At 65.3% G+C, this 20,200-nt stretch carries 20 protein-coding genes and 1 tRNA gene; 11 read left to right on the top strand and 10 right to left on the bottom strand.

The genetic code is table 11. From position 1 onward, the window contains the following. Nucleotides 1-24: 24 nt before the first annotated feature. Both otsB and JOF46_RS21550 read right to left on the bottom strand, forming a co-directional pair. On the bottom strand, nucleotides 25-807 hold the full coding sequence (otsB, locus tag JOF46_RS21555; protein ID WP_209911316.1) for a trehalose-phosphatase: 783 nt from the start codon (nucleotides 805-807) through the stop codon (nucleotides 25-27). Nucleotides 808-969: 162 nt separating this feature from the next. Beyond that, complete coding sequence (locus JOF46_RS21550) at nucleotides 970-2,445, bottom strand: alpha,alpha-trehalose-phosphate synthase (UDP-forming) (RefSeq protein ID WP_209911313.1); 1,476 nt, start codon at nucleotides 2,443-2,445, stop codon at nucleotides 970-972. Nucleotides 2,446-2,599: 154 nt separating this feature from the next. Here JOF46_RS21550 and JOF46_RS21545 point away from each other — a divergent pair, with 154 nt between their 5' ends. The 4 genes from JOF46_RS21545 to JOF46_RS21530 all read left to right on the top strand — a co-directional run bounded on the left by JOF46_RS21545 (nucleotide 2,600) and on the right by JOF46_RS21530 (nucleotide 5,928). After that, entirely contained in the window at nucleotides 2,600-3,463 is an 864-nt protein-coding gene (locus tag JOF46_RS21545) for a DsbA family protein (RefSeq protein WP_209911310.1), read from the top strand. A gap of 167 nt (nucleotides 3,464-3,630) precedes the next feature. Beyond that, nucleotides 3,631-3,704: transfer RNA gene (locus tag JOF46_RS21540), tRNA-Thr, on the top strand. A 308-nt stretch (nucleotides 3,705-4,012) separates the two neighbouring features. Next, nucleotides 4,013-5,080, top strand: a complete 1,068-nt coding sequence (locus tag JOF46_RS21535) for a DNA adenine methylase (RefSeq protein ID WP_245348224.1) — start codon at nucleotides 4,013-4,015, stop codon at nucleotides 5,078-5,080. Between the two features lie 134 nt (nucleotides 5,081-5,214). Beyond that, nucleotides 5,215-5,928 (top strand): hypothetical protein, encoded by a 714-nt coding sequence (locus JOF46_RS21530; protein ID WP_342592531.1) that lies wholly within the window; start codon nucleotides 5,215-5,217, stop codon nucleotides 5,926-5,928. Nucleotides 5,929-5,986: 58 nt separating this feature from the next. Here the strand turns inward: JOF46_RS21530 and JOF46_RS21525 are convergent, their stop codons facing one another. The 3 genes from JOF46_RS21525 to JOF46_RS21515 all read right to left on the bottom strand — a co-directional run bounded on the left by JOF46_RS21525 (nucleotide 5,987) and on the right by JOF46_RS21515 (nucleotide 8,181). Then, nucleotides 5,987-6,289, bottom strand: coding sequence for a hypothetical protein (locus JOF46_RS21525; protein ID WP_209911309.1), 303 nt, complete (start codon nucleotides 6,287-6,289; stop codon nucleotides 5,987-5,989). Nucleotides 6,290-6,645: 356 nt separating this feature from the next. Then, nucleotides 6,646-7,155 (bottom strand): hypothetical protein, encoded by a 510-nt coding sequence (locus JOF46_RS21520; RefSeq protein ID WP_209911306.1) that lies wholly within the window; start codon nucleotides 7,153-7,155, stop codon nucleotides 6,646-6,648. Nucleotides 7,156-7,272: 117 nt separating this feature from the next. Next, on the bottom strand, nucleotides 7,273-8,181 hold the full coding sequence (locus JOF46_RS21515) for a dihydrodipicolinate synthase family protein (protein WP_342592566.1): 909 nt from the start codon (nucleotides 8,179-8,181) through the stop codon (nucleotides 7,273-7,275). A gap of 71 nt (nucleotides 8,182-8,252) precedes the next feature. Here JOF46_RS21515 and JOF46_RS21510 point away from each other — a divergent pair, with 71 nt between their 5' ends. Then, nucleotides 8,253-8,798 carry an RDD family protein gene (locus JOF46_RS21510; RefSeq protein WP_209911304.1) on the top strand — a complete coding sequence of 182 codons (546 nt, stop codon included), beginning with the start codon at nucleotides 8,253-8,255 and terminating at the stop codon, nucleotides 8,796-8,798. A 9-nt stretch (nucleotides 8,799-8,807) separates the two neighbouring features. Here JOF46_RS21510 and JOF46_RS21505 read toward each other — a convergent pair whose 3' ends face one another. Beyond that, nucleotides 8,808-9,851 (bottom strand): LacI family DNA-binding transcriptional regulator, encoded by a 1,044-nt coding sequence (locus JOF46_RS21505; RefSeq protein WP_245348223.1) that lies wholly within the window; start codon nucleotides 9,849-9,851, stop codon nucleotides 8,808-8,810. A 193-nt stretch (nucleotides 9,852-10,044) separates the two neighbouring features. On the opposite strand from JOF46_RS21505, the gene uriH reads away from it, so the two are divergent. From uriH to JOF46_RS21490, 3 genes are read left to right on the top strand one after another with little or no spacing between them, the layout of a single operon-like run. After that, complete coding sequence (gene uriH, locus JOF46_RS21500) at nucleotides 10,045-11,025, top strand: uridine-preferring nucleoside hydrolase UriH (RefSeq protein ID WP_209911301.1); 981 nt, start codon at nucleotides 10,045-10,047, stop codon at nucleotides 11,023-11,025. Next, nucleotides 11,022-12,446 carry a uridine transporter UriT gene (uriT, locus tag JOF46_RS21495; protein WP_209911297.1) on the top strand — a complete coding sequence of 475 codons (1,425 nt, stop codon included), beginning with the start codon at nucleotides 11,022-11,024 and terminating at the stop codon, nucleotides 12,444-12,446. The genes uriH and uriT overlap by 4 nt, the downstream gene beginning before the upstream one ends. Before the next feature lie 6 nt (nucleotides 12,447-12,452). Then, a complete protein-coding gene (locus JOF46_RS21490; protein ID WP_209912119.1) occupies nucleotides 12,453-13,418 on the top strand; it encodes a ribokinase in 966 nt (321 codons plus the stop codon). A 106-nt stretch (nucleotides 13,419-13,524) separates the two neighbouring features. Here the strand turns inward: JOF46_RS21490 and JOF46_RS21485 are convergent, their stop codons facing one another. After that, nucleotides 13,525-13,956, bottom strand: coding sequence for a hypothetical protein (locus JOF46_RS21485; RefSeq protein ID WP_209911294.1), 432 nt, complete (start codon nucleotides 13,954-13,956; stop codon nucleotides 13,525-13,527). Nucleotides 13,957-13,982: 26 nt separating this feature from the next. After that, nucleotides 13,983-14,600, bottom strand: a complete 618-nt coding sequence (locus JOF46_RS22435) for a hypothetical protein (protein ID WP_245348221.1) — start codon at nucleotides 14,598-14,600, stop codon at nucleotides 13,983-13,985. Between the two features lie 147 nt (nucleotides 14,601-14,747). On the opposite strand from JOF46_RS22435, the gene JOF46_RS21475 reads away from it, so the two are divergent. Together JOF46_RS21475 and JOF46_RS21470 are read left to right on the top strand one after the other, a co-directional pair. Continuing rightward, nucleotides 14,748-16,028 carry a glycosyltransferase gene (locus JOF46_RS21475; protein WP_209911292.1) on the top strand — a complete coding sequence of 427 codons (1,281 nt, stop codon included), beginning with the start codon at nucleotides 14,748-14,750 and terminating at the stop codon, nucleotides 16,026-16,028. 976 nt (nucleotides 16,029-17,004) lie between these two features. After that, complete coding sequence (locus JOF46_RS21470; RefSeq protein WP_209911289.1) at nucleotides 17,005-17,562, top strand: GNAT family N-acetyltransferase; 558 nt, start codon at nucleotides 17,005-17,007, stop codon at nucleotides 17,560-17,562. Between the two features lie 38 nt (nucleotides 17,563-17,600). On the opposite strand, the gene JOF46_RS21465 is transcribed toward JOF46_RS21470, so the two are convergent. Together JOF46_RS21465 and JOF46_RS21460 are read right to left on the bottom strand one after the other, a co-directional pair. Continuing rightward, nucleotides 17,601-17,906 (bottom strand): hypothetical protein, encoded by a 306-nt coding sequence (locus tag JOF46_RS21465; RefSeq protein ID WP_209911286.1) that lies wholly within the window; start codon nucleotides 17,904-17,906, stop codon nucleotides 17,601-17,603. Between the two features lie 83 nt (nucleotides 17,907-17,989). Next, on the bottom strand, nucleotides 17,990-18,334 hold the full coding sequence (locus JOF46_RS21460) for a transglutaminase-like domain-containing protein (RefSeq protein WP_209911283.1): 345 nt from the start codon (nucleotides 18,332-18,334) through the stop codon (nucleotides 17,990-17,992). Nucleotides 18,335-18,654: 320 nt separating this feature from the next. On the opposite strand from JOF46_RS21460, the gene scpC reads away from it, so the two are divergent. Next, nucleotides 18,655-20,181 (top strand): succinyl-CoA:acetate CoA-transferase ScpC, encoded by a 1,527-nt coding sequence (scpC, locus tag JOF46_RS21455; protein WP_209911280.1) that lies wholly within the window; start codon nucleotides 18,655-18,657, stop codon nucleotides 20,179-20,181. Nucleotides 20,182-20,200: the final 19 nt, after the last annotated feature.

Here is a 20,200-nt window from a genome sequence, read left to right as displayed (position 1 = left end):
CCCGACGGTCCGTAGTGAATGGAATCACAAGCTTCTCATATCAAGGATGGATTCCAAAAGCGCAGGCAATTCCCCGGGCCCATTAAGACGGAATTGTGCCCTGGATTTCCCCGACCCGATTTTTACCCCGATGTCTCCGGGGCGCAGCGCGGCAAAGGCGTCCTCATCCGTGACGTCGTCTCCGGCAAAGAACACCGTGGAGGCGTCGGCGACCTCGCGCAGCCAGTTCAGGCCGTCGCCCTTGGTGCCCACCAGCACACTGGCCTCCAGCACGGCCTTGCCGTCCAGGGCCTGAAGGTTCTCAATTCCGTCCAGCTGCTCGTGGGCGGCGCGCAGGGCTGCCGTGGCAACCTCGGGTGCGGCCTGCCGCACGTGCAGGACGATCGAGGCGGGCTTGTATTCAAGGGTGGTGCCCGGGTTGGCCGCGCTGATGGCTTCCAGGATCCCGGTGGCCTTGGCCAGGGCAACGGTCTGCGAGCCGCTGAGATCGATGTGTTCGTCCTCGGCGCCGAAGATTTCCGGTGCCCAGCGTTCTGTGCCGTGGCTGCCAACCAACAATGTTCGCTCGGGCGGCTTGCCCACGGCACGCAGCGAGGCCAGGTCGCGGCCGGAGATCAACGCGGTGACGGTGTTCTCCAGGGCGGCCAGCTTCGCCAGGGCCTCGGAAGCGGCAGGCAACGGACGCGCGTCCTCGGGACGGTTGACCAAGGGTGCCAAGGTTCCGTCGAAGTCCAGGGCTATGAGCAGGATCGGGGTGTCGACCAGGGATTCGATGGCATCGGCGAGGTCGGGAGTTATTGGACCCATAAGTAACCAGCTGATCCTTTCAGGCAGTTGAAGCGGGCATGGAACGAACACCCGGGCCGGGGCAGGTTTCCCGGCTTGGCCCATGGCAATGGGTGCAAATGCAATGCGCGGGTGCACCGGGAAGAACTCCCGCCGTGCACCCGCGCCAATACATCTTCAAGCCTAGACCAGCGTGTCCACCGGCAACGGGGAGTCCAGCGAGGAGAGGAACGTCTGGGACCAGCGGGCCACGTCATGGTCGCGCAGGTGCCGGCGCATCCGGCGCATCCGCCGCGCAGCGTCCTGTGGGTCCATGAGCAGGGCACGCATGATCCCGGACTTCATGCCGTCGATGTCGTGCGGGTTCACCAACACCGACTGGGTCAGCTGGTCCGCGGCCCCAGTGAATTCGGAGAGCACCAGCATGCCGGTGTCATCGGTGTGGGCCGCCACGAACTCCTTGGCCACCAGGTTCATGCCGTCACGCAGCGAGGTCACGAGCATGATGTCCGCGGCCAGGTAGAGGGCAATCATTTCGCGCATCGGGTACGAATGGTGCAGGTAGCGGATGGCCGTGTGCTCCATGGTGTCGTGCTCGCCGTTGAGGTTGCCGACCATGAGCTCGACCTGGTCCTTGAGTTGCTGGTAGCGCTCGACATTCTCGCGGCTGGGGCTGGCAACCTGCACGAGGCAAGCCTCGCCGACCGTGATGTCCCCATCGGCCAACAACTCGCCGTAGGCCTTGAGACGGTGGCGGATTCCCTTGGTGTAATCGAGCCGGTCCACGCCCAGAAGGATGGTCTTCGGGTTGCCCAGTTCCTGGCGGATCTGCTTGGCGCGGGCGATGATCTCCGGATCGTGCGCGAGCTCCGCGACATGCTGGGTGTCGATGGAGATCGGGTGCGCCTCGGCGCGGCAGATATTGGAGCTGGAGCCGCTGGCCTCGGGCGATGCCGGCGGGATCGCCAGCGAGCCCTTGACCGTGCGGTCCGTGTAGCGGCGCATGCAGCGCAGGAAGTTGCTGGCATCGGCGGTGCGCTGGAAGCCCACGACATCGGCGCCGGCCAGGCCCTCGAGGATCTGCTTGCGCCAGGGAAGCTGGGAGAAGATGCCGGGGGACGGGAAGGGAATGTGGTTGAAGAAGCCGATGCGCAAGTCCGGGCGCGCCTCGCGCAGGAGCTTGGGCACAAGCTGGAGCTGGTAGTCCTGCACCCATACCGTTGCGCCTGGGGCGGCAACCTTGGCCGTGGCGTCGGCGAAGCGCTTGTTGACCTTCTTGTAGTTGTCCCACCAGGTCCGGTGGAACTCAGGGGGCACAATCACGTCGTGATAGAGCGGCCAGAGGGTCGAGTTTGAGAAACCTTCGTAGTACAGTTCCAGGTCCTCGTCGTCCAGCGGAACGGGAATGAGGTGGATCCGGTCGTTTTCGAATGGCTCGAGTTCCTCGCCGGTGGCTCCGTGCCAGCCGACCCAGGCGCCGTCTGATTCCTGCATGACCGGGGCAATGGCTGTTACCAGGCCTCCGGGGGAGCGGCGCCACGACAGCTCGCCGTCTTCGCCCTCTACCCGGTCCACTGGAAGTCGATTGGCCACCACGATGAAGTCGTAGCTTTGTTTCTCGCTACCGGATATGTAGTCGACTTTCTGATCCGTTTGCATGTTGACCCACCGTTCCTATTACTCAAGATTGATCTTGAGCTTAGGGTAACTACGTGATGTAAGCGACACGGCGGCGCTAAGCTACGCTACCCCCGTACCCTAAACTGGTCTGGTCGGGGGAGTATCAATCCAATCTTAAAGGACGTTTTGACCTATGGCATCGAATAGCCAGCGGCCGAGCAAGGCCGAGCGGACCGCCAGCGCGCGCGAGCAGGCAAAGAAAATGCACGCGGCCCAAGAAGCCGCTGACAAGCGCAAGTCTCTGTTTATCAAGTTGGGCGTCTTGGTGGCGGTGCTCGCCGTGGTTGCGTTGGTCGTTGCCCTTGTCCTGCAGAAGAACTCGGGCACGGTTGCCGACACCGGCGCAGTGCCGAAGGGCGGCAATGCTGCCGGCGGTATTACGCTGACCTCAGACAAGACCCTTGCCGACACCTCCGGGCTCACCGTCGACATCAACAAGGTGGGCGCGGCGCCGGCCGAAGGCGCGACGCCGACTCCGCGGGATTACAAGGCAGCGCCCAAGGGCGAGCCGATCAACCTGCTGCTTTACGTCGATGTCAACTGCGTGCACTGCGCCGACTTCGAGACCGAGTACGCCGGCCAGATCAGCACCTGGCTTGCCGCCGGCGACGTGACGGTCGAGTACCGCACCGTGGCGTTCCTTGACGGGGCATCGCCGACGAACTACTCCTCGCGCGGTGCCAACGCACTGGCCTGCGTGGCGGATGCGGCTCCGGCCTCGTACCTTCCGTTCTCCAAGGCAGTGTTCGCGCACTACCCTGAGGGCGAAATGAAGAACAAGCAGCTGATCCAGCTGGCCAAGGACAACGGCGCCGATGTTGCCAGCTGCATCAATGACGGAACCTTCCGTCCGTTCGCGAAGTTCACCGACGCGGCAGCCCGCGTCGATGCCATTGGCGGCACCCCGAGCGTGTTCGTCCAGGACAAGCTGTGGGACCCGAACGCCGAGCCCGACTTCGGTGCCGTCGTAGACGCAGCAATCAAGGCGAACAAGTAACAACGTAGTTCCAGCATCCAGTTGGGTGGTTCGCCGTGTGCCGGTGAACCACCCAACCGATGGAACTGGAGCCAGCGGCTTTCACGCTGCCGGTTTCATCCTGCCGAGGAATGTCGGTTACGCTAGTTCCTGCACTTGGGTCATGTTCAGGCAGACCCGGGCAGCATGCCTCCTTAGCTCAGTTGGCCAGAGCATCGCTCTTGTAAAGCGAGGGTCGCCGGTTCGAATCCGGCAGGGGGCTCGGAGAAAGAATGTTTGACTAGGCGTTTTGCGATAAGCGAGACGCCTAGTTTTTGTTTGTCTGGGCCCATGTGAGGTATTGGATTTTGAGTGAGGTCTATTTCTGACCCCGGGCGAGGCCTTGAACGGGGCGTTTCCACACTCCTGCTACAGCCGTCGCGCGGCCTGACGGCGCCGCTCCACACTGGCTGCATGACATTCAACCCAGAACAGTTGGAACTGCCCCTGCTTGGGCTTCTTGTCGGACCCAGGCCGGTAGACTCGTGGGCATCGAGGCGCCCAAGCCCCGGGAAGTATCTGAGAGAACCGATGACAGCCCCTGCACCATCCACCGTCAGCATCAATGCCGCGCTTGCCCACGCGGCCCATTACCCGCGCCTTCGCTACATGGGGAGCAAGTACAAGCTCGCCCCGCAGCTGGCCTCGGTATTCGATGAGCTTGGCGGGGATACATTTCTGGATGCGTTTTCGGGCTCGGGGTTCGTCGGGTACCTTGCCAAGGCCATGGGCTTCCAAGTGACGTCGAATGACTACATGAACTATGGCCGCGTCATCGCATCGGCTGCCATCTGCAGCAATGATCCACTACTGACGCGGGAAATCATCGAGCGCATCACGGGCCCGGCCGCCGATGACCGCGACTTCATCCAACGCACCTTTGACGGAGTGTTCTTCACCGCCGACGATCGCGTGTTCCTGGACTCGGCTTGGTCGCACATTGCCCAGCTCGAAGGTCAGACGAAGGATATGGCCTTGGCTGCGCTGATTCTTTCGGCGGCCCGCAAGCAGCCGCGCGGTGTGTTCACGATATCTGGCGATCTCTCCCACTATGACGACGGGCGACGCGACCTCCGGACCCCTCTACGCGAACACTTCGTTGAGCACGCCGCCAAGTACAACGACACCGCGTTCGGTGGCGGGCTGGAGCACCGCGCCATCAAGGGTGACACTTTGTCACTTGAGGAAACCGAATACGACATCGTCTACATGGATCCCCCGTACGCCCCTCCGACCGATGACGCCGACTACACCAAGCGCTACCACTTCCTTGAAGGCTTGTCCGATTACTGGGCTGCCGGGGAAATCATGCAGAACACCAAGACCAAGAAGATCCCCAAGAGGCATTCGGCCTTTGCTAATAAGCTCACTGCTTCTGATGCGCTACGGGCAACCTTCCAGAAGTTTGCCGGCGCCCGCGCCTTGGTTGTCTCCTACTCTTCCAACTCGGTGCCTGGCTTGGAGTGGATGACCACGGAGCTTGGCAAGGTCAAGAGCTCGGTTGAGGTTCGCGAGGTTCCGCACACTTACAGCTTCGGCACGCACGGCACGGCGATCCGCCGCCAAGCAACCGAGTACATTTTCATCGCAAAGGACTAGTTTTGCCCATCCCTACATTTGCCGAATGTATCGCTGCCCTTCGGCCGATTGTTCCTCCGGCCAACTTGTTGGCTGAAACTCCGGCACTGACCTCTGTGCACTTGATTGGCTCGGAGCTGGTGGAGTTGGACTCCGTGGACTTGGAATCGCTCGCCGCCTGGATCAGTGGCCGTGGGGATGCAGTCAGAGTGCTAGGTCTGGCGGTGGGCTTGGGACAGGAGCGGCTCCGGACTTGGGGCAAGCACCACTTCGACACGCCAGCACTCAACCGCTTGGCAAAGGAACACCCTGCCGAGGTGGTGGCCCTCTTGGACGCCGAGCACAACCTTGTCCAGGTGCTCACCGCACAGCGTGGCCGGCAATATGCCTACGGTGATGTCCTGGTTGCTCGTGCTGGCACCCGCGGAACGGCTGCCAGGGCTGGCGCGGCAGGTCGGTCCCTGGAAGATCAGCTGGAAGCAATCGCAAGTGACCTTGGCTTGAAGTACAGCACGCGTGGCCGATTCAGCGGGATCGGCGGGCGGACGGCCCCGTACGATCTCGCGATTCTCGATGAACACGACCGGCCCGTCATCGTCGTAGCCGCGAAAGGGTTCGACTCGACCGGCTCAAAGCTCGGCGACGCTGTGCGAGAGGTGGAGGACATGGCACACACCCGATTGCCGACACAATATGTGTATGCCGCGGTGGACGGAATTGGCTGGAAGCTTCGCCAAAGCTCATTGCGGGAGATCCATGCGCTTTGGGTGGATCAAAAGATCGACGGCGTCTATTTTAGTAGCACCTTAGATGATTTCCGCGGCGAGCTGGTCAAGGCCGGCAAGCGACTTGGACTGATTGAAGCGTAGCCGGCTACCCATTGGGGGTCGGTGAATCGCGGTCCAGAAGACCCGGGCCAAAGCAGGGTCAACTCAAGTGCTTGAATGTAAGTACGGTGGACGTGGTTCGAAGTGTTGGGATGCCGTCGCGGCGAAGATCCAGGACAAAGACAGCTGGCTCGCCCACCGACAATTGGTGGATAGCAAGTACGGTGATTGCCTCGGCGTCTCGGCGCAGGGGATTGGTCTCGGCTCCATCCATGGACGGATGCACCGGCAGCTCCCCGGGCCTGCGTGTAAGGGTCGAGCCCGCGGGCCCGATGACCAGGTCATAGATGCTTCCCGTCGCCGTGGTGATGCGGTATATACCGGAAGAGAGTTCGGTAGCCATGACGCGATTATTTCATGGTCGGTTGCACACCGGGGGATGGATGAGGCAGGCTGTGGACAATGTTGGTTGATGCCTGTTAGGCCTGATGAACACCGGGTTTGTGCATCCAACACCAGATGGGTCGTCCTGAAGCGGAAGAGCGATTTTCTGCCGTGCAAGCACCCGGTTTACGGCTTGCGGTCCAGCAGCAAGAACTGTCAATTTGAATCCCTCGACCCTCTCTGCCGCCGTTGTCTTGCCAGGGGCACCGAGGTATGGCAGCACGGTCTTCAGATAAAATCTCCGGTGCAGCGTGCCTGAAACGCCTCGAACGATTGCATCAACGACTCGACACTGCGCGTCTTGTTGTCCGCAGCTCAGTCGGTGCCGAGTTGCTCCAGCTCGCCCGGAGGAAGCGCGAGCGTATACGTCCAAGCCGCGGCGATGAAGGCAAGGACGAATGCCACCATGGAAACGCCGATGGCATCTCCCTCGATTTCCCCGGCGGCGAGGCGAACGGTCGCCAGCATCGTTGCCAGTCCGATGCCGGCGACCCCGTATCCAAGGGACACGATGCCGACGGCAATCATTTTTTCGGTCTGGTACCAGTGGCCGGCCTTCAAGAAACCGTGGGCCGTGGCGCCGCCGATCGCGAACGCACTGGCGGAAACTGCGGCGATGATCGCCAGGACGAGCGTGGTCGAACTGTACCCGATGCCGTCGGGTCCCGCATGCCTGGCAATGTACTGCGGCATCGAGCCCAACAGAAACAGGTAGAGGGCGGTGACCGCGGCGAGGGTCCACGCCGGTGCTGCCACCAGAAGCCGGAACACCAACTTGTCGGCCAGCACGCCGTAGTTTGGTGTTGTTCCGGATTCCCCGGTCATCATATTCCGCTCTTGCCCTGCGCATCTCGGAACGGTTGCCGGATCACCTTGGTTGTATCTGTCATTGTGGCAGGAAGGAGGAGCCAAGCCGGAGGCGGACCCGGTTTCCCCGGTGGCCTACCCGGGGATCTTCATTTCTTCCAAGGCCCTTGCCACTGCAGCCCGCCCGTTGCCATCCAATCCCTGGACGGGGGCGGGAAGGTTTCCTGCGGAGACCAGGCCGAGGTCTTCGGCCACTGCAGAGGCCACCCGGTAGCTTCCGAACCGGGCCATGAGCTGCCACAAGGGTTCCAAATCCATGGACAGGGAACGCGCCAAATCCGCGTTGCCGGCCGTTGCCGCACGGGTGATCGCCAAGCACGGCTCGGGCAGGATGCCGGCAATGACGCTGTACCAGGCATCGCAACCGGCAAGGAGGCCGGCGGCCGCCGCACCATCGCCGCTGACGCCTATGGTCACGTGCCCGGGCAGCCCGGCGCGGAGACTGGATACCCGGACCTTCGCTTGCTCGGGATCGGCAGGCACCGGAGGAATCTTGATCGACAAAACGCCGGGCAGCTGCGCAATCCGCGCGTGCAACTCGTCGCTGAAAACCACGCGCGTGGTCGTCGGGTTGTCATAAACGACCAGCGGAACCGAGAGGTTCGCCGTGACATCCTCGTACAAGCCGAAGACCTCGTCGTCGCCCAGGGGTTGGTAGCTCATCGGGGCCAGCAGGACGCCGGAGGCGCCGCATTCCTGGGCATCCTCGACATGGCGCAGGACATCCCGCGTGCGCAGGGCACCCACACCGGCGAGCACCGGGACGTTTCCGGCGCCGGCCATGGCCAGTTCGACGGCGCGGGCGCGTTCGGCCCGGTCAAGGTAGGCATAGCTGCCGGTCGAGCCGAGGACACAGATGGAATCAACGCCGGCGGCCGCGACCCGTGCAACGAGGCGCTCGAAGGCGGGCTCGTCGATGCCGGCATCGGTGAGCGGGGTCAGCGGAAAGGCGCTGAGGCCGGTGAACATCGTCGATGGCTTCATGGTCACTGAGGATATATCAGTTTTTTCGGATTACCGTTGGCGTGGGGGTCCGCGCCCGTTAGGCTGGGCGGATGAGCGAGCGGACGCGGCGCTTGGCCGCCCTGGGACTGGACTACTTGGTCATCCTGGCCTGGATGATCGTCCTTGGCCTGGTCACCGCCATCATTTTCCTGACCCGGGGCGAGCTGCCTGACACCCTGGGCATGTTCGGTCCGATCGGCAGCGAGTTGCTGTATTTCCTGCTGCTGACCTTCGTGGTCGGCATCTACCTCTACAAGACGGAGTCCGGCCCGCACCGCAGCACCTGGGGCAAGCGCCGGATGGGCCTGGAGGTCATCGGCGTTGACGGCTCGGTTCCGAAGCGGACGAAGATCCTGCTGCGTACCGTCGTGAAGCTCTTGCCGTGGGAGACTGCCCACTTCTTCATCTGGCAGTTGATGGGTGTCATCCATCGCGAGGGCAAGGATGCCGCTCCTCGGGCGTGGATCTTTGTGGGGATGCATGCGGCGACGGCAGCTGCCGTCGCCTACATCGCGATGGTGATTGCCACCGGGCGCGGTCCGCACGACCTGGCCGCGGGCACCAGGGTCCGCTTGCGCGCGGTGCGGGCCTCCTGAAGGCCGGGTTCAGGCCTCGAAGGTGGAGCCGCGAACCATCAGCGTGCTCTCGAGGGTGACCTGCTGCGTTTCCAGTTCCTCGCCGTCGATCAGCCGCAGCAGCTGCTCGGCCGCCCGCCGGCCCAGCAGCTCGCCGGGCAGGTTCACGCTGGTCAGGGACGGGGAACTGGTTCTCGAGTAGGGCAGGTCGTCGAAGCCGGTCACGGCGAGTTCGCCGGGGATCGAGATCCCCGCGGCGCGCGCTTCCTGCAGGATGCCGTAGGCGTGGGTGTCGGTGGCGCAGACCACCGCGGTCACCCCGGCGGCCTTCCAGCCCGGCCAGGCCTCGGCGAAGGCGTCGGCGGCCACCCCCACGTTGATCGTGGTGGAGGCCATGGCACCATCCGGGATCTCCATGCCAAGTTCGGCCGCCGCGTCCAGGAACGCGGTGCGGCGCAGCTCGAAGGTGGTGGTTCCCGTGGTGCCGTCGAGGTACGCGACCTTCTTGTGGCCGGCCGCGGCCAGATGCCCGGCCACCAGTCGTGCGCCGTGGGCGACGTCGAGGTTCACCGCCGGGACCTCCGGGCCGAAACCGGGGGCATCGAGCAGCACCAGCGGGCCGGGGGCTGAAAGCTCCTCGAGGAACGAAAGCTCGGGAGCGTCCACCAGCAGGCCGGCCGGGCGCAAGCCCAGCAGCCGGCGGGTGTCATCGGCGCTGGGCAACTGGCCGGCATCGGTGACCGAGAGCAGCAACTGGTACTTGGAGCCCAGCGCGGAGCGCACCCCGGCAATGACCGTGGCAAAGAACGGGTTGGAGATGTCCGGTGCCACCATGATCACGGTGTTGCTCACGCCCCTGGCCAGTGAGCTTCCGATTCCGTCCACCACGTAGCCCAGCGCGCGGATGGCTTCGCGGACCTTGGCCTCGTTGGTGGCCGAGACCCGGCCGCTGGCCTTGCCGTTGGCAACCAGGGACACCGTAGCGGTGGAAACCCCCGCACGTTCGGCCACCATGGCGGCCGTGACCCGTCGCCGGCTCGGGGGGGTGGGCCGTGGCTTTTGGGTCGAATGCATGGCTTTTATCTTAGTCGAGGACCGGGCTCCGCAACCCGATTGGCGTCAAGCGTTTGACTAGGGTATTTCCGGGCGATTAGTTAAGCGTTTGACGTACGGGCGCCAAAGGTGCCAGAATTCCGGTGAAACAGCATTTCCTGTCCACGGCCGAAAACCGCGGGCAGGGGTATCCCCGAAGATGTGGAGAACGACAATGGGTGCACCCATCGCTACAACCGAGCCGCGGAAGATCATCTTGGACTGCGATCCGGGACATGACGACGCCGTTGCCATCCTGCTGGCGCACGGCAGCCCCGCCATCGAGCTGCTTGCCGTCACCACCGTGGTCGGCAACCAGACCCTGGCCAAGGTCACCAAGAATGCCCTGGCAACCGGAACCATCGCCGGCATTACCGGTGTTCCCTTCGCCGCGGGCTGCGACCGCCCGCTGGTGCGCACCATCGAAAACGCACCCGACATCCACGGCGAATCCGGCATGGATGGACCCAAGCAGCCAGAATCCACCATCGAACTGGATCCCCGCCACGCGGTGGACCTGATCATCGACACCATCATGGCCCACGAGCCGGGCACCGTGACCCTGGTCCCCACCGGCGGGCTGACCAACATCGCCATGGCCGCGCGCAAGGAACCGCGCATCGTCGAGCGCGTGAAGGAAGTTGTCCTGATGGGCGGCGGCTACCACGTGGGCAACTGGAGCGCCGTGGCCGAGTTCAACATCATCATCGACCCCGAGGCCGCACACATCGTCTTCAACGAGAAGTGGCCGGTGGTCATGGTCGGGCTCGATTTGACCCACCAGGCGCTGGCCACCGACGAGGTCGTCGCGCAGATCGAGGCAGTGGGCACCGGTCCGGCCAAGTTCGTGCGCGAACTCATGGATTTCTTCAAGGCCACCTACAAGGACGCCCAGGGCTTCGACTTCCCGCCGGTCCACGACCCCTGCGCCGTGGCCTACGTGATTGACCCAACCATTGTCACCACCCGCAAGGTGCCGGTGAACATCGAGCTGGCCGGCACCTTGACCCTGGGCATGACGGTTGCAGACTTCCGCGCCCCGGCCCCGGCCGGCTGCCACACCTCGGTGGCCGTGGACCTTGACCACGAGCGCTTCTGGAACCTTGTGACCGACGCCCTGGTGCGCATCGGCGAGGTAGAGGTCGCAATCGCATGAGCACCCTGACCGAGAAGGCCCCCGCCGTTTCCCGCGGCGGCGCCGCGGCGCTGACCGCAGCCCTGCTTACCGCCTGCGTGGCGTTCCAGCTCAACGCCTCGATGCTCAGCCCCGCGCTGGTCACCATGGGCGAGGAGCTGGGCACCGACCAGGCCGCGATCGGCCTGTCGCAGACCTGGTTCTTCACCACCGCCGCCCTGTTCTCGCTGTTCCTGCCCCGTCTTTCGGACGTCGTGGGCCGCAAGCGCATCCTGGTCATCATGATGCTGCTGACCGCCGTCGGCTCCGTCGTCGCGGCCCTGGCCCCGAACATCGGCTGGCTCTTCGCCGGACGCATCATCCAGGGCATCTCCGGGCCCACCGTCCCGCTGGCCCTGCTGATGCTGCGCAGTGCCGTGCCCAACCCGCGCCGCTACGGCGTCCTGATGGGCCTGATCCTCGCCGTCAACGGCGGGGTCGCCGGCGTCGATTCCTTCCTCGGCGGCTACCTGGCCGAGAACCACGGCTTCCGCTCGATCTTCTGGTTCATGGTCGTCCTGGCGGTGCTTGCCGCCGCAGCGGTGGCGCTGCTGACCCGCGAGTCCAAGCCGCAGGCCGGCACCAAGATGGACTGGCGCGGGGTGTTCTTCATCGTGGTGGCCGTCGGCGCGCTGCTCACGGCCCTGAACGAGGCCGCAAAGCTGGTCTCGGGCATCGACCCGGCCACCGTCATCCTGTCGCTGGTCCTGCTGGCAGTGTCCGCCGCGGCGTTCTACGGCTTCTGGTCCACCGAGAAGCGCGTGGCCGAACCCATGGTGCAGCTCGAGCACCTGCGCCAGCGCGCCACCTGGGCACCGCTGCTGACCACGGTGCTGACCATGACCGGCATCTTCGCGGTCATCAACGGCATCGTCCCGGCCTACGTGCAGGCCGCCGGTCCCGGCTTCGGGGTCGGTCCCACGCAGACCGCGCTGCTGATCCTGACCCCGTACGCGCTGCTGGGCTGGATCTTCGGACCCATCAGCGGACGCCTGGCACCGGTCTGGGGCTATAACAAGGTGCTGCGGATCGGCATGCTCGGCTCGGTGGCGGCACTGCTGGTCATCGTGTTCTTCGGCATGGATTCGCTGCCCATGATGGTCGCCGGCACCTCGCTGCTGGGCATCATGTACGCCGGAACCGCCAACATCATGCTCAACGGCCTGGGCGTGGTGCTCTCGCCGGCGGGCAACCCCGGCTTCCTGCCGGGCATGAACGCCGGGGCCTTCAACCTGGGCGCCGGACTGAGCTTCCTTGTGCTTCCGGCGGTGCTTGTGGGAACCTCGTCCCTGGGCGACCGCGCTTCCTACGTCACCGTGGTGGTGGTCGGCCTGCTCATCACCGTGGCTGCCTTCGCCGCCTCGTTGCTGATCCCCAAGCCCGTCGACGCAGAGGTGAAGTAGTTGGATATCCAAGCCCCGGGCAACCAGCCCGGCAAGATCGTGGTGGTCGGCTCGCTGAACGCCGACCTGACCATCTACACCGAACGCCTGCCCGAACCGGGGGAGACCCTGCACGGTGAGGGCTTCACCGTGAACCCCGGCGGCAAGAGCGCCAACCAGGCCGTTGCGGCCGGCAAGCTCGGGGCCGACGTGTCGCTGGTGGGTGCCGTGGGCCGGGACGCCAACGGCACCATGCTGCTCGAATCCTGCGCCGCCGCCAATGTGGACGTGTCCCACGTGCACCAGGTCCCCGGCGTGGAAACCGGCGTCGCCGTGGTGACCGTGGATGCCTCCGCGGAGAACACCATCGTGATTTCCGCCGGCGCCAACGGAACACTGTCCCCGGGCGACGTCGCGGAAGCCGGAGCCGCCTTCGAGGGCGCCGCGGTGCTGTGCCTGTGCCTGGAAGTGGACCTGGACACCGTCGAGGCCGCGGCGAAGGCCGGAGCGGAGGCCGGGGCCACGGTGCTGCTGAACCTCTCCCCGTACGCACCCATCCGCCCAAGCCTTGCGGCGCTGTCCGACGTCTTGCTGGTCAACGCGCACGAGGCCTCGCAGTTCCTGGACGGGGAGCAGATCCCGGGCCCCGACGCCGAGGCCCCGGCCTGGGAACCGGTGCTCCGGCACCTGGTGGCCCGCGGGCTGCCCAGCGCCGTGGTGACCCTCGGTGCGGACGGCTCGGTGGTGCTGGACTCGCGGGCCGAGGCGGGCAAGCGCATCGTGCGCATCGCCCCGACCCGCGTGGATGCGGTGGACACCACCGGTGCCGGCGACGCCTTCACCGGCGGACTTGCCGCACGCCTGGCCGCCGGCGACCCGTTGGCCGAGGCCGCCGCCTTCGCCTCGGTGGGCGCCGCACTGGCGACCACCAAAAAGGGCACGCAGGCCGCCTACCCGGATGCCTCCGCGGTGTTCGCCAGGCTCAAGGCCTAGCCGGTACCCGGCCCGTTCCCGATCCCCCGGGATGGGCCGAGAACCCTGTCGCCAGTTCCCTCCCGGGCCGTTCCCCGGGAGGGCGCTTGTGCGTTGCGGCAGGGGCTCAGTCCAGGACCAGCGTCCTGGCGTCAGGGCCGTCCGCGTAGTGCAGGGTCAGGGTGACCGGGCGCCGGGTGACAGATTCCGGAAGTTCCAGCTCGTGGGTGGTCGGCGCCAGGTCGGCGCTGCACGGACCGGATCCGCCGGAGGATTCCACGCGCAGCTCGATTGCGTCGGCACCCATCGCATCCATCCGCGTCACCACCGCCGGGCAGGACGAACTGCCCCAGGTGACCAGCGCGAAGCGGGACCCGGCCTGGAGCCAGAAGGTGGCCGGTTCGCCGGGTTCCAGGTTCCCGCGCTGGGCCTGCGTCAGTGAACCGGGAAGCTCGGGGGCGGTGCGCTCCGCCACGCTCACCGGCTCCGCGCAGCTCGCCAGCAGCAGGGCTGCCAGGAGGACGGAAGCCATCCCTGCGCCGCGCAGTGCCTTCTTCATGGAATGCCGCCCTTCCGCTAGCCTGTTCAGCGCAGCTGCTCCGCCGCGCCTTTCAGGGTGATCGTGCCGCGCCCGCGCCCGCCCTGGAAGCTGTATTCGCCCCAGCGTACCGACTGCGACTGCTGATGGTCCACGGCATTCCAGTCCCAGCCGAGCACCGCAGGGGAGTCGTGGCCGCATTGCGGTGGATAGGACTCCATGACGGTCGTGCAGTACACCGGACCGCTTCCGTTATCCAGCACCATGCCGGCGAACGCACGCTCGGGCGCGGGTGAAAGCGCGATGAGCAGCGCGAGGACCGCAAGCACCACCGCCACCGGAGTCATCGAGTAGCGCTCCGGCCTGGACCTGGAGATCGCATTCATCGCCACCCCAAGGGCCAGGTAGGCGAACACGACCCAGATGCCGACCCGGGAGAACCCGGCGGGAAACAACTCGATGGCACCTGCCCGGTCCAGGGCGAGCAACGCGATGAACCCGTAGACCAACACGGAGAACGCCGAAGCGATCCGGAGGGGAAGCGGCAGCGAATCCGGATGCCGCCCGCCCCACGCAAACCGGCCCCACGGGGCACCAAACGCCAGGGCCAGTTGGAAGAGGACCAACAGGGCAAGCACTGCGCTGAATACGATGGCGGTCCTCATGCCCCGAAGCCTACTCGGCTCAGGCACTTGGGGATATCGCGCGGCAGCCTTCCGAAGTCCACGGGAGCGTGAGCCGCGCCCGGAACCGGGAAAAACGGGTACAGGCACGGATGGTTCACGCCGAACCCGCGGCGTACCGTAGCTGCCATGAGCCAGACACCAGCCAGCCCCCGGGGTGCAGGAACCGCGCCGGAAGCGGCCCGCCGCACCTATCTTTTCGCACTCAAGGACGCCGGCGGCACCGTTCCGCCGGAGATCGGCGTCGCCCGGCGGCTGGCCCGCCGCGGGCATGAGGTCGTGATGCTCGCCGACGATTCCATGGAAGACCAGGCAGCCGCCGCCGGGGCCTCGTTCCGCTCCTGGACCGATGGCCGCACCGGAGAGGTCCGCGACTGGGCGCTGCACAGCCCGATGGCCCTGGCCCGGGACATGTTCGAAAACATGATCGGGAACCTGGCCCCGCAGCAGGCCCGCGACACCGCGGAGGCCATTGACGAGGTGCGGCCGGACCTGGTGCTGACCTCGTTCTTCGCCTTCGGGGCCATGGTCGGGGCCGAGGCCCGCGGGGTTCCCTTCGACGTCCTGATCCCCAACACCTACCCGCTGCCGGCCAAGGGCATGCCGCAGGTCGGCACCGGCTTCACCCCGGCGAAGGGGCCGCTGGGTGCACTGCGCGACCGCATGACGGCATTCGGCGGCACCAAGCTGGCCGACAGGTTCGCGCTTGCCCCGTTGAACGAGCTGCGTGCCGATCACGGGCTGGCCCCGGTGGCCAACACATGGGCCCAGGTGCATCGCGCCAGGCGCCAGCTGATCCTCACCTCCTCGGCCTTCGACTTCCCCGCCGAGCTTCCGGACAACGCCCGCTACGTGGGGCCGATCCTCGATGACCCGGCCTGGACCTCCAACGCCCCGTGGGCCCCGCCCGCAGGCGAGGAACCGCTGGTCCTGGTGGCCATGTCCTCGACGTTCCAGAACCACGTGCAGTGCATGCAACGCATCGTGGATGCGCTCGGGAGCCTGCCGGTGCGCGGTCTGGTGACCACCGGCCCCGCGGTCGATCCCGGACAGATCCGCGCGCCGGCCAATGTGGCGGTGGTGGCCGCCGCGCCCCACCACCAGGCCATGGCTCGGGCGAGCCTGGTCATCACCCATGGAGGGCACGGCACCGTGGTCAAGGCACTGGCGGCGGGGGTGCCGCTGGTCATCCTGCATCACGGCCGCGACCAGTCCGGAAACGCCATCCGGGTCACCTCGAGGGGTGCCGGCGTCGCGGTGTCCCGCCGCGCCTCGGCCGGCACCATCGCCAGGGCCATCACCACGGTCTCGGGAAACGACGACTACCGCCTCTGTGCCCGGCGGCTCGGCGTGGCCATCGCCCGCGATGCGGCCGACGAGTCGCTGCTGCTCGAGGAATTGGAATGGTGAATGCCTTTGGCCGGCCGGATGATTATGTCGCGTTCAGCTGACCATCGATTTGTCTATTTAGTACAAATATGTGATAATTAAAGACCTCCTCAAGGGTTGCTAGAAGAGCGTGAGCCGTCGAATTGATTCGCACAGCCGCTCAAAATCCCATGCGGACCCAGAGGGGGTTCGGACGGTGGTCCCGGGATGCATTGGTCAAGGCCGGATGCAGCGCTGATGGCGATGCCAAGTTGTCCCGAGCTCCGCAAACGGCCGCTTGGATCGGGTAGCCCCGAGGGTGTGCCGTGCGATTCGATGAGGCAAGCCTGCCGGAATTCATTGCCGGCACGTTTCGCTCGCGCATCGATGCGGGTCATCGAGGGCGCGTAGCGGCCAGGCAGGTTGCAGGATTGGCCACATGACGAGGACTGTCCGAAACGCAGGAACGCCCCTCCAATGGTGTCGGGGCATGCAACAGAAACAAAGCAAGAAACGGAACGGGCCCAGGGCTTGACGCCTCCCGGCGACGAGCCCGGCACTTCCGGCGGTTGATAAGAGAAGGGGCAAGAGCCCGTCAAATCGCCGCACTGTCATGAAAGGACGAATCATAATGACACCAGGTCATGAAGCACTCATCATTACGGCCTTCACGATGATCGGACTACTGAGCGTACTGACCTTTTCGATGGTCGCTCGTTACCGCAAGGCACACAACGAGCATGAGGAACCGGGCGCCGAGCAGGTCGCATAGGTTTGTGGTTGGCCCGGGAATGAACGGCCCGGGCCAATGCACGGTACAAACGGGTGTGTCCGCCACTGGAGTGGCGGACACACCCGTCTTGTGTTGGGTCGCGCAAGAACCCTTGCCAGGGTGCCCGTGAAATGCATAATCGAACGGTGGTAGCTTGGTGGTGTGACGTGAGGTTGCAGGAATACCGCCAGCGCCCAGCACGATCAATTCATGGCCCACACCGTCCACTGACAGGTCACACCCGCAATGTTCAATATCCGTGAATACCAACCGGCAGACGAACGCGGCTGGCTCGAGTGCAGGTTGCCCAGCTTCCTGGACAGCAACTACTACGACGACGTCCGCACCGACCGCAGCGACATCAAGGCCCCGAACCTGAGCCTGGTGGCAGAGGACAACGGCACGATCGTGGGCCTGCTCGACATCGAGGTGGACGGCGATGCGGCAACCATCGATTCCATCGCTGTGCATCCAAATGCCCGGCAGCAGAGGATGGCATCGGCACTGCTGGCCGAGGCCCTGTCCCGCCTGCCCGCCGGCACTCAAACCCTGGATGCCTGGACCCGGGAAGATGTTGCGGCAAATGGCTGGTACCGGCGCAACGGCTTTGAAGAGGCCTACCGATACCTGCACGTGTACAAGGGATACAAGGATCCGAATGCCGGGTTCCAAAGCCCGGACGGGTTGTCCCGGCCCGTGCTGGCCTTCATGCATGCGGACATCAAGGAGGAGGAAAGCATGCGCCGGGCCTTCAAGCGGGTTTATGTGTGCCGGCAATACGTGCGGCAGCTCGGACCTGCCTGATTCTTGTCCCGGCCAATGGCCGTGGGGATGGCCGGAATCTAGCCCTTGGCCGCCCAGCGGCCGAAAACGGGTTCGAGGACCACGCGCAGGACGCTCGGCAGGTTCTGGCCGTAACGGGCAAAGACCGCATCCCGGTCAGCGAACCTGCCCAGCGACAGATCGACCTGGGCCAGGTCGGCGGGCATGCAGGAACCCTCGGCGCAGCCGCTTGCCACCCAATTGGCGGAGCCGGTGGCGATGGCATCGAAGAGGGTCTCGGCGCCCTGGTTGGCGAAAGCCGGGGCCGGGTCCTTGGCATCCGCCACGAAGAGATCCGAGAGATTCATCCAGGCCGAATCGACCAAGAAATCCGGCCAGGCGATCAGGATTCGCTGGGGAACCGCGCGGCGCAAGTACCTGAACCGCGGATGCCAAAACGAACCGTGGATCAGCAGGGCCTCCGAGCGGTGGCGATTCCGGCCCCTCGGGCCAAGGCCTCCAGGAGGGCGATGCGCTGCGAGCACGAGCCCCGTCCCTTGGCCAGCGTGGCCGACGCCGGCTGGGTTTCGTTGAGCGAATACACGGGGCGGATCCGCTGCTGGATCCACCGGTGGGCCTCGCGCAGGAACTCCAGGTCGCTGCCGGTGCCTGCCCGCAGCCGGGCGCCGAGCTCCAGCAACACCGGGTCGCCGCCGTCAAGAATGGGGGTGAAGTCGGTCGTGCCGACCGCCGGATTGCCGCAGAAGGCGTCGGCACGGCGCAACCGGGCGGTCGTGGTCAGGGCGCAGGTCATGGGACCGAGTCTGCCACGACAAAGGTCAGGAATCGAGCAGCAGCGCCAGGCCCCCGGAGCCGATAAACACCCAACCGGCAACCACCAGGATTCCGATGGCGGACATGGTCCAGATCATTTTCTGCTTCTCGGTCATCCCGCAATGCTATCCGGCGACCGGCTTTCACCTGCCGGTCACCGCAAAATCGGGTCGGCTCACCGAGCGTTGGAACCGTTGGCGTCAGGCGAGCGCAAAACGGACCAAATGTGATGCAACCAGGGGCTAAAGTGGCGCAGATGACACGAAGCTGGTGTGTCGCAACTCCTCGGAAAGGGCAACCGTGCACGATCGGATCCACTACTCCAAGTTCCTTGACCTCCGCATGTCGGCAGAGCAGGCCGCCGACCTGGTGAAGCCGGGCATGACGGTGGCCATGAGCGGGTTCACCGGTGCCGGGTACCCGAAGGCAGTCCCGGGCGCGCTCGCCACGCTCATGGAAAAGGAACAGGCCGCGGGGAACCCCTTCAAGATCAACGTGCTGACCGGCGCCTCCACCGCCCCGGAACTCGACGGCGTGCTGGCCCGCGCCGGCGGCATGGAACTGCGCCTGCCCTACATGTCCGACCCGGAACTGCGCCGCCGCATCAACGCCGGCGAAATGGAATACATGGACATCCACCTGTCCCATGTGGCCCAGCACGCCTGGTTCGGCTTCTACGGCAAGATCGACCTGGCCATCATCGAGGTCGTCGGCGTGACCGAGGACGGAAAGCTGATCCCGTCCTCCTCCGTGGGCAACAACAAGACCTGGCTGGACATGGCCGACAAGGTCATTATCGAGGTCAACACCCAGCAGTCCGCCGCCATGGAAGGGATGCACGACATCTACTACGGCACCGCGCTGCCACCGCACCGCAAGCCGATCGAGATGACCACCGCGGACCAGCGCATCGGCGAGCCCTACCTGCGCGTGGACCCGGCCAAGATCGTCGCCGTGGTGGAAACCAGCGCCCCGGACCGGCTGAGCCCCTTCGCCCCGGTCGACGAGACCTCCAAGCAGATCGCCGACCACCTGCTGGACTTCCTGGACCACGAAATCCGCGCCGGCAGGCTCACCGACAAGCTGCTGCCGCTGCAGTCGGGCGTGGGCAACATCGCCAACGCCGTGCTCGCCGGCCTGGCCCGAGGCGGCTACAAGGGCCTGCAGGCCTACACCGAGGTCATCCAGGACGGCATGCTGTCCCTGCTCAAGGACGGGACGATCGGTTTCGCCTCGGCGACCTCCTTCTCCCTGTCCTCCGACGGCATCGACGAGTTCAATGCGCACGTCGACTTCTACCGCGAACGCATCCTGCTGCGCCCGCAGGAGATCTCCAACCACCCCGAACTGGTCCGCCGGCTGGGCTGCATCGCCCTGAACGGGATGATCGAGGCCGACATCTACGGCAACGTGAACTCAACCAACGTGGTCGGCTCGCACGTCATGAACGGCATCGGCGGCTCGGGCGACTTCGCCCGCAACGGCTACCTGTCGGTGTTCATGTCCCCGTCCACCGCCAAGGGCGGGAAGATTTCCGGCATCGTGCCGATGGCCAGCCACGTGGACCACACCGAGCACGACACCATGATCCTGATTACCGAGCAGGGGCTTGCCGACCTGCGCGGCCTCTCGCCCAAGCAGCGCGCCCAGCTCGTCATCGACAAATGCTCCGCCCCGGAGTACCGCCCGATGCTGCAGGACTACTTCGACCGCGCCAAGGTTTCCAGCTACGGCAAGCACACCCCGCACCTCTTGGGGGAGTCGCTGTCCTGGCACCAGCGCTACATCGACACCGGCGACATGCGCCCCGGGGCCGCAAGGGCATAGTCCCCTTCCATCGCCATCC

It is taken from the genome of Paeniglutamicibacter psychrophenolicus, from assembly GCF_017876575.1.
Taxonomy (GTDB): Bacteria; Actinomycetota; Actinomycetes; order Actinomycetales; family Micrococcaceae; genus Paeniglutamicibacter; species Paeniglutamicibacter psychrophenolicus.
The sequence above is the reverse complement of the archived record's forward strand: the minus strand, read 5'-3'. Positions and strand labels throughout refer to the sequence as shown.

Excerpts from the sequence above, each read along its gene's own strand:
- uriH (WP_209911301.1), top strand. The coding sequence starts at position 10,045 with ATGGGTGCACCCATCGCTACAACCGAGCCGCGGAAGATCATCTTGGAC.
- JOF46_RS21485 (WP_209911294.1), bottom strand. The coding sequence starts at position 13,956 with ATGAAGAAGGCACTGCGCGGCGCAGGGATGGCTTCCGTCCTCCTGGCA.
- JOF46_RS21535 (WP_245348224.1), top strand. The coding sequence starts at position 4,013 with ATGACAGCCCCTGCACCATCCACCGTCAGCATCAATGCCGCGCTTGCC.
- JOF46_RS21460 (WP_209911283.1), bottom strand. The coding sequence starts at position 18,334 with ATGACCTGCGCCCTGACCACGACCGCCCGGTTGCGCCGTGCCGACGCC.
- JOF46_RS22435 (WP_245348221.1), bottom strand. The coding sequence starts at position 14,600 with ATGAGGACCGCCATCGTATTCAGCGCAGTGCTTGCCCTGTTGGTCCTC.
- JOF46_RS21505 (WP_245348223.1), bottom strand. The coding sequence starts at position 9,851 with ATGCATTCGACCCAAAAGCCACGGCCCACCCCCCCGAGCCGGCGACGG.
- JOF46_RS21550 (WP_209911313.1), bottom strand. The coding sequence starts at position 2,445 with ATGCAAACGGATCAGAAAGTCGACTACATATCCGGTAGCGAGAAACAA.
- otsB (WP_209911316.1), bottom strand. The coding sequence starts at position 807 with ATGGGTCCAATAACTCCCGACCTCGCCGATGCCATCGAATCCCTGGTC.
- JOF46_RS21520 (WP_209911306.1), bottom strand. The coding sequence starts at position 7,155 with ATGACCGGGGAATCCGGAACAACACCAAACTACGGCGTGCTGGCCGAC.
- JOF46_RS21470 (WP_209911289.1), top strand. The coding sequence starts at position 17,005 with ATGTTCAATATCCGTGAATACCAACCGGCAGACGAACGCGGCTGGCTC.
- JOF46_RS21525 (WP_209911309.1), bottom strand. The coding sequence starts at position 6,289 with ATGGCTACCGAACTCTCTTCCGGTATATACCGCATCACCACGGCGACG.
- JOF46_RS21515 (WP_342592566.1), bottom strand. The coding sequence starts at position 8,181 with ATGAAGCCATCGACGATGTTCACCGGCCTCAGCGCCTTTCCGCTGACC.
- JOF46_RS21475 (WP_209911292.1), top strand. The coding sequence starts at position 14,748 with ATGAGCCAGACACCAGCCAGCCCCCGGGGTGCAGGAACCGCGCCGGAA.
- JOF46_RS21510 (WP_209911304.1), top strand. The coding sequence starts at position 8,253 with ATGAGCGAGCGGACGCGGCGCTTGGCCGCCCTGGGACTGGACTACTTG.
- uriT (WP_209911297.1), top strand. The coding sequence starts at position 11,022 with ATGAGCACCCTGACCGAGAAGGCCCCCGCCGTTTCCCGCGGCGGCGCC.
- JOF46_RS21545 (WP_209911310.1), top strand. The coding sequence starts at position 2,600 with ATGGCATCGAATAGCCAGCGGCCGAGCAAGGCCGAGCGGACCGCCAGC.